13 protein-coding genes and 1 riboswitch are annotated in these 14181 nt (G+C 43.5%); of the genes, 1 reads left to right on the top strand and 12 read right to left on the bottom strand.

Annotated elements, in window-relative coordinates; genetic code table 11:
• Positions 1 to 37 precede the first annotated feature (37 nt).
• Positions 38 to 574 (bottom strand): hydrolase, encoded by a 537-nt coding sequence (locus BOD01S_RS15325; protein ID WP_036156339.1) that lies wholly within the window; start codon positions 572 to 574, stop codon positions 38 to 40.
• Positions 575 to 742: 168 nt separating this feature from the next.
• Positions 743 to 1756 carry a VanW family protein gene (locus BOD01S_RS15320; protein WP_036156337.1) on the bottom strand — a complete coding sequence of 338 codons (1014 nt, stop codon included), beginning with the start codon at positions 1754 to 1756 and terminating at the stop codon, positions 743 to 745.
• A 226-nt stretch (positions 1757 to 1982) separates the two neighbouring features.
• Between BOD01S_RS15320 and BOD01S_RS15315 the strand changes: the two genes are divergently transcribed.
• On the top strand, positions 1983 to 2489 hold the full coding sequence (locus tag BOD01S_RS15315) for a hypothetical protein (protein ID WP_052124914.1): 507 nt from the start codon (positions 1983 to 1985) through the stop codon (positions 2487 to 2489).
• A gap of 13 nt (positions 2490 to 2502) precedes the next feature.
• On the opposite strand, the gene BOD01S_RS15310 is transcribed toward BOD01S_RS15315, so the two are convergent.
• From BOD01S_RS15310 to pheS, 10 genes are all read right to left on the bottom strand, one after another.
• The gene (locus BOD01S_RS15310; RefSeq protein WP_036156335.1) at positions 2503 to 3969 is read right to left on the bottom strand and encodes an MFS transporter; all 1467 of its coding nucleotides are present in this window, start codon (positions 3967 to 3969) and stop codon (positions 2503 to 2505) included.
• 114 nt (positions 3970 to 4083) lie between these two features.
• Entirely contained in the window at positions 4084 to 4674 is a 591-nt protein-coding gene (gene thiE / locus BOD01S_RS15305) for a thiamine phosphate synthase (RefSeq protein WP_052124929.1), read from the bottom strand.
• Positions 4675 to 4696: 22 nt separating this feature from the next.
• Positions 4697 to 5518 (bottom strand): bifunctional hydroxymethylpyrimidine kinase/phosphomethylpyrimidine kinase, encoded by an 822-nt coding sequence (thiD, locus tag BOD01S_RS15300; protein WP_036156331.1) that lies wholly within the window; start codon positions 5516 to 5518, stop codon positions 4697 to 4699.
• The gene (thiM, locus tag BOD01S_RS15295; protein WP_036156329.1) at positions 5503 to 6267 is read right to left on the bottom strand and encodes a hydroxyethylthiazole kinase; all 765 of its coding nucleotides are present in this window, start codon (positions 6265 to 6267) and stop codon (positions 5503 to 5505) included. The genes thiD and thiM overlap by 16 nt, the downstream gene beginning before the upstream one ends.
• Entirely contained in the window at positions 6245 to 6937 is a 693-nt protein-coding gene (tenA, locus tag BOD01S_RS15290) for a thiaminase II (protein ID WP_036156328.1), read from the bottom strand. The genes thiM and tenA overlap by 23 nt, the downstream gene beginning before the upstream one ends.
• Positions 6938 to 6950: 13 nt before the next feature.
• Positions 6951 to 7493 (bottom strand): energy-coupled thiamine transporter ThiT, encoded by a 543-nt coding sequence (thiT, locus tag BOD01S_RS15285; protein WP_169804326.1) that lies wholly within the window; start codon positions 7491 to 7493, stop codon positions 6951 to 6953.
• 109 nt (positions 7494 to 7602) lie between these two features.
• Positions 7603 to 7712, bottom strand: a riboswitch (TPP riboswitch).
• Between the two features lie 71 nt (positions 7713 to 7783).
• Positions 7784 to 8707, bottom strand: a complete 924-nt coding sequence (locus BOD01S_RS15280; protein WP_036156324.1) for a hypothetical protein — start codon at positions 8705 to 8707, stop codon at positions 7784 to 7786.
• 225 nt (positions 8708 to 8932) lie between these two features.
• The gene (locus BOD01S_RS15275) at positions 8933 to 10375 is read right to left on the bottom strand and encodes a magnesium transporter CorA family protein (protein ID WP_052124913.1); all 1443 of its coding nucleotides are present in this window, start codon (positions 10373 to 10375) and stop codon (positions 8933 to 8935) included.
• 214 nt (positions 10376 to 10589) lie between these two features.
• Positions 10590 to 12998, bottom strand: a complete 2409-nt coding sequence (gene pheT, locus BOD01S_RS15270) for a phenylalanine--tRNA ligase subunit beta (protein WP_036156322.1) — start codon at positions 12996 to 12998, stop codon at positions 10590 to 10592.
• Positions 12999 to 13010: 12 nt separating this feature from the next.
• A complete protein-coding gene (gene pheS / locus BOD01S_RS15265) occupies positions 13011 to 14048 on the bottom strand; it encodes a phenylalanine--tRNA ligase subunit alpha (protein WP_036156320.1) in 1038 nt (345 codons plus the stop codon).
• Between the last annotated feature and the right edge of the window lie 133 nt (positions 14049 to 14181).

Here is a 14181-nt window from a genome sequence, read left to right as displayed (position 1 = left end):
GAGGCTGCCTTGATTGAAGGCAGCCTCTTTCCCATCGCTATTTAACAATTTTACTAATTTCCTTGAATGCATCGCCTTTTGCTACAACTTGCATTTCAAATAACGCCATTTCAACACTTGTTATGTGCGCTCCAAGCTGCATCATCTTCTTCATTCCTACTTCATGATTTGCATTTGTACGGGAAGACACACAATCCGCCAGTACTTCTACTTCATAGCCGTTCGCCAATAGATGGGCAGCTGTTTGGTACACGCAAATATGTGTTTCAATCCCTGCCAGCAATACCTTCTTACGGCCCGTTGCTTCTAGTTTTCGAACAAACGCTTCTGTATCATAAGCGCTGAATGTAATCTTTTCTATCGGTTCTCCCCCAACTTCATCAGCAATCTCCTGTACAGTCGGTCCAAGGCCTTTTGGATACTGCTCCATCCATAAAATCGGCAGCTCCAGCACCTTGGCCCCTTTTACTGCACGAACAATATTGTTGATAACCGATTCACTTTTATCTACGATCTGTGCCAGCTTCCCTTGAATATCAATTAATACTAAAACTGTATCATCTTTTGTTAACATCATGATTCCCCCTTTGTCCTTTCCTTATTATAAAATAGAAACCTATTCTCTTTCACCTATTTCCTCCTAGAAACATAGATGCTGCCTACAGGTATGTGAATCTTTTTTAGCATATATATCTTTTCTATCCATACAAAAAGACTGCCTCTATCGGGCAATCTCTTTGGATTACTGAAGTGCTTCCAGCAAAATTTCATATTCTCTTGATGTCCAGGCTTCCATCGTCAATACTCCATCATAATAAACCGTTTTAATTAGAAAAGGAACGCCACTCGTATTTCGAAACCTGAAATCCAGTGAGCCGTACGAAACAGTCGCATCTCTTCCCTTCGGTACATACCCTACATCCAAGGAATGATGATGTCTTTCTACAATTGTTACAGGTAATTTATCGATTGCGTTAAATAAAGTCGAGGATGTCTGACAGATTCCTCCCCCTATTCCCATGACAAGCTTCCCTTTAATGATTTCTTTTGCCGGCTGGTATCCTCTTTCCTCTGATCGCCGCCCGACCATCGTATTAAAAGAGAAGTAGTCTCCATTTCCTACTATGACATTATTTAACGATCTTGCCGACAGCTCAATATTTTTATTCCTTCCTTTTTCATTTGCATTGAAATACGTCGTAAAGGAAGCAATTTTTACCTCATTCAATGTGGAAACTTCCTGCTCATCATAGCCGCTTTCCGTTTTGTAAATAGGTAAAAGAATTTCACCGCCGGTATCCGACGCTGCAATCATTTTTTCTACGAGTTCATCTTCCTTTAGAACAATCATCGGGCTGCCCTTAATCAACTGCCCATTTTCACCGATACGATCAAGCACCATTTTCTGATCATAGCCAGGAGTAGATTCAGTGCCTCTTGCCAGTTCCTTCGCCAGCTCTTCAATTTCTTGTATATAGGCGTTAATATCCATTTCATAACCAAGCTCAAAAGGTGAAAATGTTCGCACTACCTTAGATGTAGCCGGATCGATCAGCTTGAGGACGGGCTCTTCATTTTGCTCTTCCTCTTCGCTACCTGCTGGAGATTCTTCATACGATACTTGCTGTTGCAGGTCTGACAACTGCTGCTCAAGTACCGTTATTTGTTCCTCGAGCTGCCTTTCCTTATCCGATTTCCCTTGACAACCTACAAGTCCTACAATTGAAAACATTAATATAACCATCAGTTTTTTCATGTTGTTTTACCTCTATCTTTAAGGATTTTCTAAAATGGACAATTAATACATCGTATTCAAAAAATCATAGAAGTGTTTCTTTTCTGAGGAAGGATTACAGTCTAAATTGATGTTGGCCTTTACGGTTCTTTTACTTTACGCTGTCAGAAGCAAACAGCTGGCTTTTATTATTCATTGAACCGCGTGCCAAACAATTGTATAGTGGACAAGTAAGGAGGATTCAAATATGTTACGTCTTAGCTGGATGATTAGTGTAGGGATATCGCTTATGGGCGTATTGTTAATTGAGCATTTTTTTACTATGAAGGCGAATGAAGCTGGCACGGCAAACGGTAATTTAGGCGCAGTAGGGCTGGCACTTGTCTTACCTTTTATTGTATTGAGTTTGTTTATTACATTCCGCTATTTTACAGAGCTTTCCTGGCAAACAAAGGACAAGATTTTACGTAATTGCTTATTACTCGGCGGCTTTGCCCTTGCAGCGGCTCTTTTCTACTATGCACTGGAATATCGAAAAGATGTCTATTCTGCTCTAGGAGGCACAACGGCCGAAAAAGGCTCGATTATTTACGGCTATCCTATGTTAAATGAGTACACAAACAAGATATTTATCAATTTTTACACATTTGCTTTTATACATACAATAAGCGCAGTAGCCGGTGGGATTTTCGGTGTAACCAAACCCCAAAAGCAAACAGCTGCTGCTGAAGAAAATGAAATGGACGGGCTATAAGCCCGTCCATTCTCTATGCAGATTTTAATGTCTTCGAACTAAACTTTGTGCGCAGAGCACTTATAAAGACGATGGCGGACAGAACGATGAGCAATACACCTGTAAAGGTAAAGCTGCCAATTAGAGAAAAAGGCAGAATACCCAAACCTGATGAACCGACTACTACACCTAAAGAGAAAAAGGCATAAAAGTACCCATAGGCTTTGCCGCGTATGCCCGCCGTCGTCGAGCGGACTAACAATGTATTAATGGCTGGGAAAAGGAAAGCAAAACCAACACCATATAAAGCAAGAACCCCGTAAAGTGCGGCTGCTCCCCTCATCTGTCCGATCAGCAGCTGGCTCGCTCCCATACAGGCAAGTCCCGCCACAAGATTGTAAATAGGCGGAATCTTATCAAATAAGCGGTTTGTTGGCAGAACAAAAATCAGGACAGCCACGATGCCGAACATGCTCATAAGCGTACCGCTCAGACGGGAGCTATGGCCTAGATTTTCTACATGAAGAGGCAGCAGATAAGCAAGTGCTCCCTGTGAAAACATTAAGAAAAAGGCACCCGCATATGCCTGTACAATCCCTTTATTGAAATGAAAGGCTTCTCTTTCTTGCACTTCCTTTTGCATATGGGCGGCAGACATTTTTAAAAACAGCACTGTTACAATTGCCAGGACTATCCCAGCAGCTGCGACCGTTGTAAAAACAAAAGGAGCTGAAGTTCGGCTTGCCATGATACCGCTGTATGCAGGACCGACAATTGCCGCAACACCGACAAAGGATCCCGTAACTGCACTTTGGCTCCCCTGCTTTTCCTCCTTCGTCGTATTGGCAAGAAGTGTAAAGGCTGCCGGTACAATAAGCCCGCCTAAAAAGCCATGGATAAAGCGTACGGCAATCAGTGTCGTTGGATTGTCCACGACATTATAAAGCAGCAGCGATATGCTTGTAGTAATCAAGCCAAGCACAAGCAGGCGAAACGCTCCATAACGATCCGTAAAAATACCAGAAAGCACATTACCGAACGTATTCGTCAACGAGTAGATCCCGACAACAAATCCGGCAATCATGGCACTGGCGCCAACCGATGTGGCAAACGTACTCATAATAGGAAGCTGTGTAAATAAATCAATGAATGTAAAGAAGACAATCATATAAACAATCCATGATTTGCAGAATGGTTTTATAGTATACGATGCTTTCCGCTTTTTCAGGAAGTAATCAAATACAAAGTTGCCTGCTGGAATGAAGGCGACAAGTATCGCTACAATTGACAACCCTGCATTCCACTGTACCCGGAGCTGAACATATAAAATGGAGAGCAGATAGGCAATAAAGATTCCCCCATGCACGGCACCGACAATTGTTACCGCCATAGGGTAATCTGCTATATATTTAAGAGGCATCGCAATGCAAAGCAGCACAAGCAGCGATATGCCATCTAGAATGCCCGTTGCACGCAAAATGGAAATTGGATGGAACTTCATAGTCCCTCCTCCTTTATAATTCGTTTCACTGTCTCCTATTCTATAGTAAGTAAATTGTGAAAGTCCACCGAGCCAAAAAGAAAAAGCGACAAATTTGTCGCTTTTATTACAATATTATCTTTTTAGTTGTTTTACCGTCGCTTGAATGTACGGACTTTCACAAATAGCTGAAATAACAGCAACTCCACCTATACCTGTCTGCAATACTGCAGAAGCCCGTTCTTCTGTGATGCCGCCAATCGCCACAGCCGGTAAATCTGGAAAATTAGCAACAACCTGCTCCAACAACTCGGTGCCTACCGGCGACTTAGCATCAGCCTTTGACTTGGTAGGAAAGACAGGGCCTATTCCTACATAATCTGCTCCATGTCTAACGGCTTCTTTTACTTCCTCAAGGGAATGGGCTGAAATGCCGAGAATTCCTTTTCCGATTTTTTCTCTCACCTTACGCGCTTTTTCATCATCCTGACCAATATGCACACCATCTGCCTGCAAAGCGACGGCCAGATCGACATCATCATTCACGATAAAGGGCACTTGGTATGTTTTACACAACGCTTGGCACTCACGGGCAAATTGTTCATAATCCGGACCCTTTAATGCACCGTCACCTTTTTCCCGAAATTGAAATATCGTAACACCCGCCTGCAATGCCTCCTCCAGTACCTCAAGCGCCTGTCTGTTCTTGACGTTTTGCGTACCCATGATAAAATATACGGCTAACTGTTCATGCTTCAACTACCATCACCTCCACTTGATTTTTATAATGTTTATAAGCAAAATGGTTTGTCGGTCCATGCCCGTTCCCTATATTTAACGGGTGACTGATAGCCAGCTGTACGTATTTTTTCGCTTCAATGATAGCCTCTTTCAGCTCAAATCCTTTTCCTAAAAAGGCCGTGATGGCTGCTGAAAATGTACAGCCCGTTCCATGAGTTTGTTTTGTCCGGATCCGCTGGCTTTCCATCATAAAGGAAGTTCCGTCAGCGAAGTAAACCGCATCAACCGCCTGATCTCCCTCTAAATGGCCGCCCTTCATCACAACACAATTCACACCGGTCTGCAGCAATATATGTGCCGCCTTTTTGGCATCTTCCGCTGAAGTAATCTCTATCCCGCTTAATTCGGCAGCCTCCGGAATATTTGGTGTAATAACGGTTGCGATAGGCAGAAGGTGCTTTTTCAAAGCTTCTATGGCGCTTCTTTGCAGCAGTGGCGCCCCTCCTTTGGCAATCATGACAGGATCAATGACGAGTAGCATATCTTTATCAGCAAGAACTTGTGCCACTCCTTCAATAATTTCTGCAGAAAATAACATACCTGTCTTAAGAGCGCGCACTGGGAAATCCGCCAATACAGTAAGCATTTGCTGTTTGACAAAATCCTGCTCTACCGAGACAATCCCTTCAACTCCCCATGTATTTTGTGCTGTTAATGCCGTAATGGCTGTCGTGCCGAAAACACCTAGCTCCTGAAAGGTTTTTAGATCTGCCTGAATCCCTGCTCCTCCGCCTGAATCCGAGCCTGCTACCGTCATAACAATGTCCATTCTTTTTCCCCCTGTGATAGACGTTCGAGCGCATTTAACAGGCTTATCTGGAAGCTGCCGATATATGGCTGCTCACCCGCTAGTTCAGCTGCTCTTTTATAGCTTGATGAAACAGCCTGCAAGGTCGCCACATTTCTATCATCCGCTGCCAGCCCTGCAGCACAAATAGCGCTCAGCAGACAGCCTGTAGCCGTTACCTGCGTAATCCTCTCATTTCCTCCTTGTATTTGGAAAGTCTCCTTTCCATTTGTTACGATGTCCGTACTTCCCGTTACAAATACAAGGGTATTGTATGTGTTGGCCACAAGCTTTGCCGTTTCTATAATGTCGATCTGCCCTTCTCCGCTGTCAACGCCTCTTGATTCCCATGGCACCCCTGCAATGACAGCCAGTTCCCCTACGTTACAGCGAATGCAGTCAATCTGAATCTGAGCGAGTATTTCTTTTACAATTTGCTGACGGTAAAGGGAGGCACCGACAGCGACAGGATCCAGTACAACAGGAATGCCTTTCTTATTAGCAGCTTTTCCAGCAATCAGCATCGTTTTAGCCGTTGTTTCGTGTAAAGTACCTATGTTAAGCAGCAGGGCATCCGCAATACGCACCATTTCTTCTGCCTCTATTGCCTCGTCCGCCATTATAGGTGAGGCACCGATTGCCAGTAGGCCGTTTGCCGTGAAATTGGCTGCTACTGTATTCGTAATACAATGTACAAGCGGCTTTTTTTTATAAATGTTCGACAAGCTCATATTTTTTTACCTCCCTTTCCCAATCCTGCATTGTCCAAGGCATCTCCCAAAATTGCCATTCATAATAACAGCTTCGAATGAAATGCTGCTTTAAAATTTCGCTTTTATGAGGGTTTTCACATGCATAGCGGTCCATCATCTCGATCTGCTCCTCGATCGACTGCTTAAACGAACTATCACTATACATGTCGATCCAATCCTGATACACTTTCACACCCGGTTTCGCATCCTGATAACGCTCACCTATCTCCTGGTACAGCCAAGGGCACGGCAGCATGGCAGCAAAACTCTCTGCAGCATCACCGTTATAGACCGCCTGATACATATGGCTGACATAATTATAGGCAGCAGGAGCAGGAGTAAAATGTGCGACCTCTTCTTCTGTAATCCCAAGTTCCTGGAAGACGGTTGAATGCAGCATCAACTCCGATTGCTGAACAAACTGTGCCTTCTCCAAAAATAATTTCATATCCGCTTCTTTTTCTACCTTAACAGCAGTTAACGCTAAAACCTTTGCGTAATGCTTCAAATAGTACGCATCCTGCAGCATATAATAGGCAAACTTTTCAACGGGCAATGTACCATTGACCAACCCTTTTACAAATGGATGCCGGAAACTTTCTTCGAAATAGCGGTTTGTTTCTTTTCGGATATTTTGACAAAATGACATAATTACCTCTCCTTTATGCTAATTTTGGTAGAACAAGCTTCGGGGACGAAGTGAGCAACAATGTCGTGCAGACAATCGTTACACCAATCGTCGGAACCATTGGTGTGGCATTATAAATAATCGAATAGAGCCACACATTCTGGCCATCTGCAAACATATAGAAAAATATCACTCCCGAAATGACATGAACAAAAAATTTAAAAAATCCTGCCATACTAATGGCTGCTGTCAAAGATAGTGTGAGCTTCCTTTTATGTGAATTGTTCAATGCATGATGGATAGGCTTGTTCAAAAGAGCGACAAAACCAACTACCGCATTAGCCAAGCAATGGTCTAATAACACTTGAGCCCAGTGGTATACAGGTACTCCTGTCGCAATATCAATAAAGCCCATTAACAGCCCGGTCGAAAAGCCTGCGATCACTCCCCACCTGATGGCGATAAGAAGGATCGGGATCATCTGTAAAGAAATCCCTCCACCTTGGGGCATAAAGTTGATGGACATCATATTGAAAATAACACCGATGCCGGCAAACAATGCTATTTCAATCCACATCCTCAATTTTCTTTTTTCCATATTTCCTCTCCTTTCTCTCATTTCTAAGCGAAAGAAGGAATAGAACGAAAAAAAACGACATCAGGACAGAGCCTGACATCGTTTTGAAGTCGGTTTCTATCCACATCCCTACGCAAGTGCTAACTTACAGGTTCAAAGAGTCAGTGCAGCATCAGTGCACAATCTCAGCCGACTCGCTCGGCCCCTCCTGTGGGTACTATTAAACTGTAATGGCTTTATCATAGCCGAAACAAAAAAGCCGTGCAACACTATTCCTAAAATTAGTCATTTTATCCTGTCCGGACAAGCCATGTGGCAATCCTCGCTAATAGCTCAGCTCGCAGCTCAATCATCTCATCAAACTGATAAAAGAATAAAATTTTCCTCTCGGCTACTGTAGTTCCTTCCGGCTTCGGATATAGGACGAAATACATAAATGATTCAGCAAAATCTTCCTGCTCATGTGTTGCGGCATACTCACTCAAAAAGTATTCTCCCGTTTCTTCATAATCGAGAAGCCAGAAGCGCCCGTAAAATAGGTATAAATAAGAATCTTCATAAAAGCAGCCGCCCTCCTCTGTATAATTCGTCCAGCAGTATTTTTCATCTAAGCTGTAATCTACTTCCTGGGGTGTCAGGGAGAGAAGGTGAGCCAATTCATGCAGGTTATTTTGAATGGTTTCTGATGGGATAAAAGGAGAGCTATTCAAACCCAGTGTTGCGCTCGTACCTCCTGCTACCTTAACATAAGCATTCGTTTCGCTTCCTTCAAAAATTTCTATCATATCAATCATCGTCGTCATATTATCGGGCGTCATCCAATCAAAGCTGTGCCACTGCCATAAGTAGTCTTCCTCTACATCCTCCGGCACTCTATTATCCTCAATTTCATACGTATAAATGATTTCTTCAGGGGTCAACTCACCATCTGCAGCTGTATAATCGTCCAGAGGACCGTATATACCTTCCAGCTCCATAATGATCCGGTCTCCCCATGCTGCACATTCTTCCGGAGACTCGCACGTTACCTCAAGCATACAGATTTGCTCTTCTTCATTGTACATTTCCCCTTCAAGACAAACATCGTCGGCTTCCACAACTGATTCATCTGCAAGCAGGGAATCATCACCTAGTAAGAAGAGTGCCACGATAAGCAGCGTGAAAGCCGCTGTCAATAAGAAGATTAAACTACCACCTATCAGCCATAAGGCCATCTTTACATCTACACCTCTTTATCTTGTTTCTTCTCATTATATACAATACTTACCAAAAGGAACAAAAGCATCCTTACCTATGTTTTATAACCAAGACTTTTGGCACGGTGTTTACTAGTAGAAATTAAACCAGCTGTTCTGAATTTATGGAAAGAAAAAAGCTGCCCGGAAAGGTTCGACCTTCCGGACAGCTTTACTCTACTAGCATATTTCCATGTGTATTCTTTACATCTGCCTTTGTCGTATCCATTTCTTGATTCTCCGGCTGATTGTGCGATATGTTAATTGGCAGACAAGCAAGAAGGATAGTCCAATCCCGGATAATGCGACCACAAAGGCAATCCAATCAAATAGCGAATAATGGGCTGCCTTTGCCCAGTCGATTTTGCCACCCCAATCTTCGATGACAAGGTTCATTCCGTAAATACCTGAAATAACAGTAAATATTGTAAGTATGAATAAAAGGTCATTGAGACGCTCATCCGCCTGATCCTCTAAAGTACGATATAAATCATTGAGCGTTTTCTTAATTTCTTCATACTGGGAAGTAATCCGGAATTGTTTTCGGAGCATGGTCGAAATTTCCCTACCCTCCGAGCGTACAGCCACCTCATCAAAATAATATTGCGAGGAAAACTTCATAATTTCCTTTATTAACTCATCCACGATCACCTTATCATTTTCCCATTCAATTTCGCTATGCTCAAAGGATAGCTTTAATAAGATGATTTTATAAAAATAATAAATAATGACGGTATAATAATGGGTGCTGTAAAAAGTTCCGAGGGAGTTTAATAGCTTCGCTTGCTTCTCATTTGTAATATGCATATGCGCTTGATTGGAAGTAATGGTGTAAGCATTCGGTGCCCAACGATCCAGCACATGATCTTGTATATATCGCCGGACATATTCGATATTAGTAGTGGACATGAACGGCCTCCCGTCCCGCCCATAGCCATCCATCTGTCCAAGCCGGTACAGGAGTGTTTCATCCACCTCCCCCCCATTTGTTAGAAGGCAGCCCGTTGTGTACATACGTTCATCTTCTATAAACGGAACACTTCCGCCATATTGCACTACATCTTTATATATGACTAAATACTTTTCAAAAAATGGAAGAAGATCTAGTTTAATGAGCGAATAAAACGTATCGTACAGCTCTCCGTTTATGGTAAGGTAGGCCCCCATCTCTTCTTCTAATTGGGGTTCGAGCACACGGAAGAAATGAGCAAAGTTTATCGCCTCACTGATTTCGCGATCTCCCTTCACTACTACGCGTGTCGCAATCATACCGATATTTGCAGGACATAGCCACACATCCATACTATGAATATCAAAAGCAGTCGTTACTGTAGGTGTATGTAATTCGCCCGTTAGTTTTATTTCTTTAGAATATCGGAAAAATCCGAGTTTACCTTCATGTTTCGGAAAGAGCTTATCTTCTATAAATGGATAAAAAAACTGCCCTAGCTCCTTATGAGAAATCTTGATATCCTCTGGATAATACTTATCCTGCAGCTGTTCATTTTCTATATCAAATAACGTAAAATCATTCTTTTCAAGCTCTTCTATCAATTCGTCACGCTTCAGCTGTCGAAAGTTGAAAGGAAAAATAAATGTAAAATAAGCATGGTTGATTTCTAATTCAGGCAGTACGATGGCACTCACCTCCTATAAATATTATTGCACTTTTTCTGCAAAATCTAAACAAAGTGGTGCCCGAAAAACTTTTTTAGGGACACCACCTTTCAAGAATCATAATATTTTAATGCGACTGCAGGAGCAATAGTTGAGAGCGAAGAGCTATTATGGAAAAAGGCTGTGTTAAGAGCCAATATGACTCTTAACACAACCCCATATTCTTCCATTTCAGGTATCTGCTTTAGCGGATTTCTGCGCCTGCTGCTTCTAATGCTTTTAATACTTTGTTATGGGCTGCCACTACTTCTTCATCAGTCAACGTTCTTTCCGGATCGAAGTATGTTAATGAGAAGGCAACAGATTTTTTGCCAGGAGCCATTTTTTCTCCTTCATAGACGTCAAATACCTTTACATCTTTCAGAAGCTTCGTACCTGCCCCTTTAATGATTTCAGCAATTTCACCGGCAGTTGTTGTACGGTCAAGCTCAAGTGCGATATCACGAGTCATCGCAGGGAAACGTGGCACTGGTGTGTACACAAGTTCCTCAGTGGAAGCATTTAAAATAGATAGCAGATCCAGCTCCGCCACATATGTTTCTTTTACGCCTGCTTGCTTTTGCTCAGCCGGGTGCAGCTGGCCGATTAGACCGACTACCCCGCCGTCTAGCAATACATGCGCTGTACGGCCGGGATGCAAGCCGTCCACAGAAGCTTTTACATACGACACTCGCTCTGTTAAGCCAAGCTTTGCAAAAACAGCTTCTACAATACCCTTAGCAACGAAGAAATCAACTTGTTTCTTTTCTCCCTGCCATGCATTATCAGTCCATTTACCTGTCAGTACCAATGACAGATGCTCTTCCTCAAATGGCAGCCCCTCTGCTGTTTGGCCAAGGAATACAGAGCCGATTTCATATAAAGCTACAGAATCGATTTGACGCGCTACATTATATGCAGCTGCTTCTACTAAATGCGGAATCAGGCTTTGGCGCAATATAGAGCGCTCTTCCGACATTGGCATAAGAAGCTTCGTTGTTTCTTCAGCTTTTAGTGCATATTTTTGAGAGGCTGCAGCTGATGTTAATGAATAGGTAACTGCCTGGAACAGCCCCGCACCTTCCATTACATTACGTACAATACGGCGTTTTTCTTGATAAGCTGTCAACCCGCCTACCTGCTCCCCAGATTCAGGAAGTGTTGTCGGAATTTCATCATAGCCGAACAGACGGGCAATCTCTTCTACGATATCCTCTTCGATTTTGATGTCCTGACGGCGTGTCGGCACATCGATGATCAATAGACCGTTTGCTGCCTCTACCTCAAATTGCAGGCGCTCTAAAATAGACAGCATATCTTCTAGGGAAATCTTCATGCCAAGACGTGTGTTGATGAAGTCCGGTGACACAACGACACGAGCAGGAGTTTTATCCAGTTCATCAACAAGCACTGTTCCTTCCAGCACCTCGCCGCCAGCCAGCTCTGAAAGCAGTTGTGCTGCCCGCTCTGCTGCCGGAATGACACGGTTTGGATCCACCCCTTTTTCAAAACGGGCAGAGGAATCTGAACGCAGACCTAAATCCTTAGAAGTACGGCGAACGGACTGCCCAGCGAAATAAGCAGACTCAATGACAACTGTTGTTGTTTCATCGGATACCTCTGAGTTTGCGCCACCCATTACACCAGCTACAGCTACGGGCTCCTTACCGTTTGTGATAACAAAGTTATGTGCCTGCAATGTACGTTCCTGGTCATCCAACGTTGTAATTTTTTCACCTTCTGCTGCATGACGAGTCACGATTTCGCCTGTACCTAGGCTGTCGTAATCAAATGCATGCAACGGCTGGCCGTACTCCATTAAAATGTAATTTGTAATGTCGACAACATTGTTATGAGGGCGTACACCGGCTGCCATTAAATAATGCTGCAGCCATAACGGCGACTCTGCTACCTTTACATTCTTCACAACTTTTGCAGCATACAGCGGGTTCACTGCTGTATCTTCAACACGTAGACTTAATTTATCCTGCGCCTTTTCAGCTGAGGCTGTGTAGTTGATTTCAGGAAGCTTCACCTCTGTTGAAAGGATAGCTGCTACTTCATAAGCAACACCAAGCATTGATAATGCATCTGAGCGGTTTGGTGTTAATCCTAGTTCTAATACTGTATCGCGTAACCCTAATAGTTCCAGCGCATCCGTCCCAGGCACACTATCCTCCGGCAATACATAAATTCCTTCTGCATATGCTTTCGGTACTAATCGTCCTTCAATGCCAAGCTCCTGAAGGGAACAGATCATACCATTTGATTCCTGTCCGCGCAGCTTTGCTTTTTTAATCTTGATACCACCCGGTAATTTTGCTCCCGGACGCGCTACGATTACTTTCTGTCCTGCATCGACATTCGGTGCTCCGCATACGATTTGCTGTAAGCTCTCTTCACCTACGTCTACCTGACAAACGTTTAACTTATCCGCTTCAGGGTGTTTTTCCTTTGATACAACATGCCCAACGACAATGTTTGTCATCCCTTGTGCACGGTCGATTACTGCATCTACCTCAATACCTGAGCGTGTAATTTTTTCTGCTAGTTCCTCAGGCGCAAGACCTTCAATATCTACATATTGCGATAACCATTTTAATGATACTAACATTGTATTTCCTCCTTACCCTTCACTGCGGTGGAATTGTGATAAGAAGCGTACGTCATTCGTATAGAAGTGACGGATATCATCCACCCCGTATTTTAACATCGCGATACGTTCTGCCCCGATCCCGAACGCAAAGCCAGATACCTTTTTCGAATCATAACCGGCCATTTCAAGAACGTTCGGATGTACCATACCAGCTCCTAAAATTTCGATCCAGCCTGTTTTCTTACATACGTTACAACCGGCACCGCCGCATTTATGGCAGGATACATCCACCTCTACAGATGGCTCCGTGAACGGGAAGAAGGAAGGACGGAGACGGATTTCGCGTTCTGCACCGAACATTTTCTTCGCCAATGCATCAAGCGTGCCTTTTAGGTCGCTCATCCGGATATTGTCGCCAATGACAAGTCCTTCAATTTGCATAAATTGATGGGAGTGCGTCGCGTCATCCGTATCACGACGGAATACTTTCCCCGGACAAATAATGCGGATCGGCTCTCCTTTTTTAGCCTCCATTGTACGTGCCTGTACCGGAGATGTATGCGTGCGCAGTAAAATTTCTTCAGAAATATAGAATGAATCCTGCATATCACGTGCTGGATGGCCTTTTGGCAGGTTTAACGCTTCGAAGTTATAGTAATCCTTTTCTACTTCCGGACCTTCGGCGATTTCATATCCCATGGATACGAATAGGTCTTCAATTTCCTCGATAACACGAGTGAGCGGATGGCGGTTACCGATCTGTACCTTTGCGCCCGGCAATGTTACATCGATCGATTCTTTTTCCAATTGCTCCTGAATTGCCGCTTCCTCTAAAGCCGCCGATTTTGCCGTTAATACATCTGTCAGGTTTTCCCGAACTGTATTAACTAGAGCGCCCATTTTTGGACGTTCTTCAGCAGAGAGTTTGCCCATTCCTTTTAGCAGGTCTGTAATCGGCCCTTTTTTACCTAGATAAGCAACACGCACATCATTCAACTCTTTTAATGATACGGCAGCTTCAATTCTCGCCAGAGCTTCCTGCTCCAGCTGCTTTAATTGCTGTTCCATTGATAAATCCTCCTATTTCAATGTTGTAGTCGAGTCGTTTTTCAGACATATGGAAAGATACCGGTGCTTTTATCAGCGGTTTTGCATGACATATCAGCGTTTTTGCGATATATCAGCGCTTCCACCTATTTAT

The sequence above is a fragment of the Lysinibacillus odysseyi 34hs-1 = NBRC 100172 genome, assembly GCF_001591965.1.
Classification (GTDB): domain Bacteria; phylum Bacillota; class Bacilli; order Bacillales_A; family Planococcaceae; genus Lysinibacillus_B; species Lysinibacillus_B odysseyi.
This window is presented reverse-complemented; position numbering and strand designations above follow the sequence as displayed.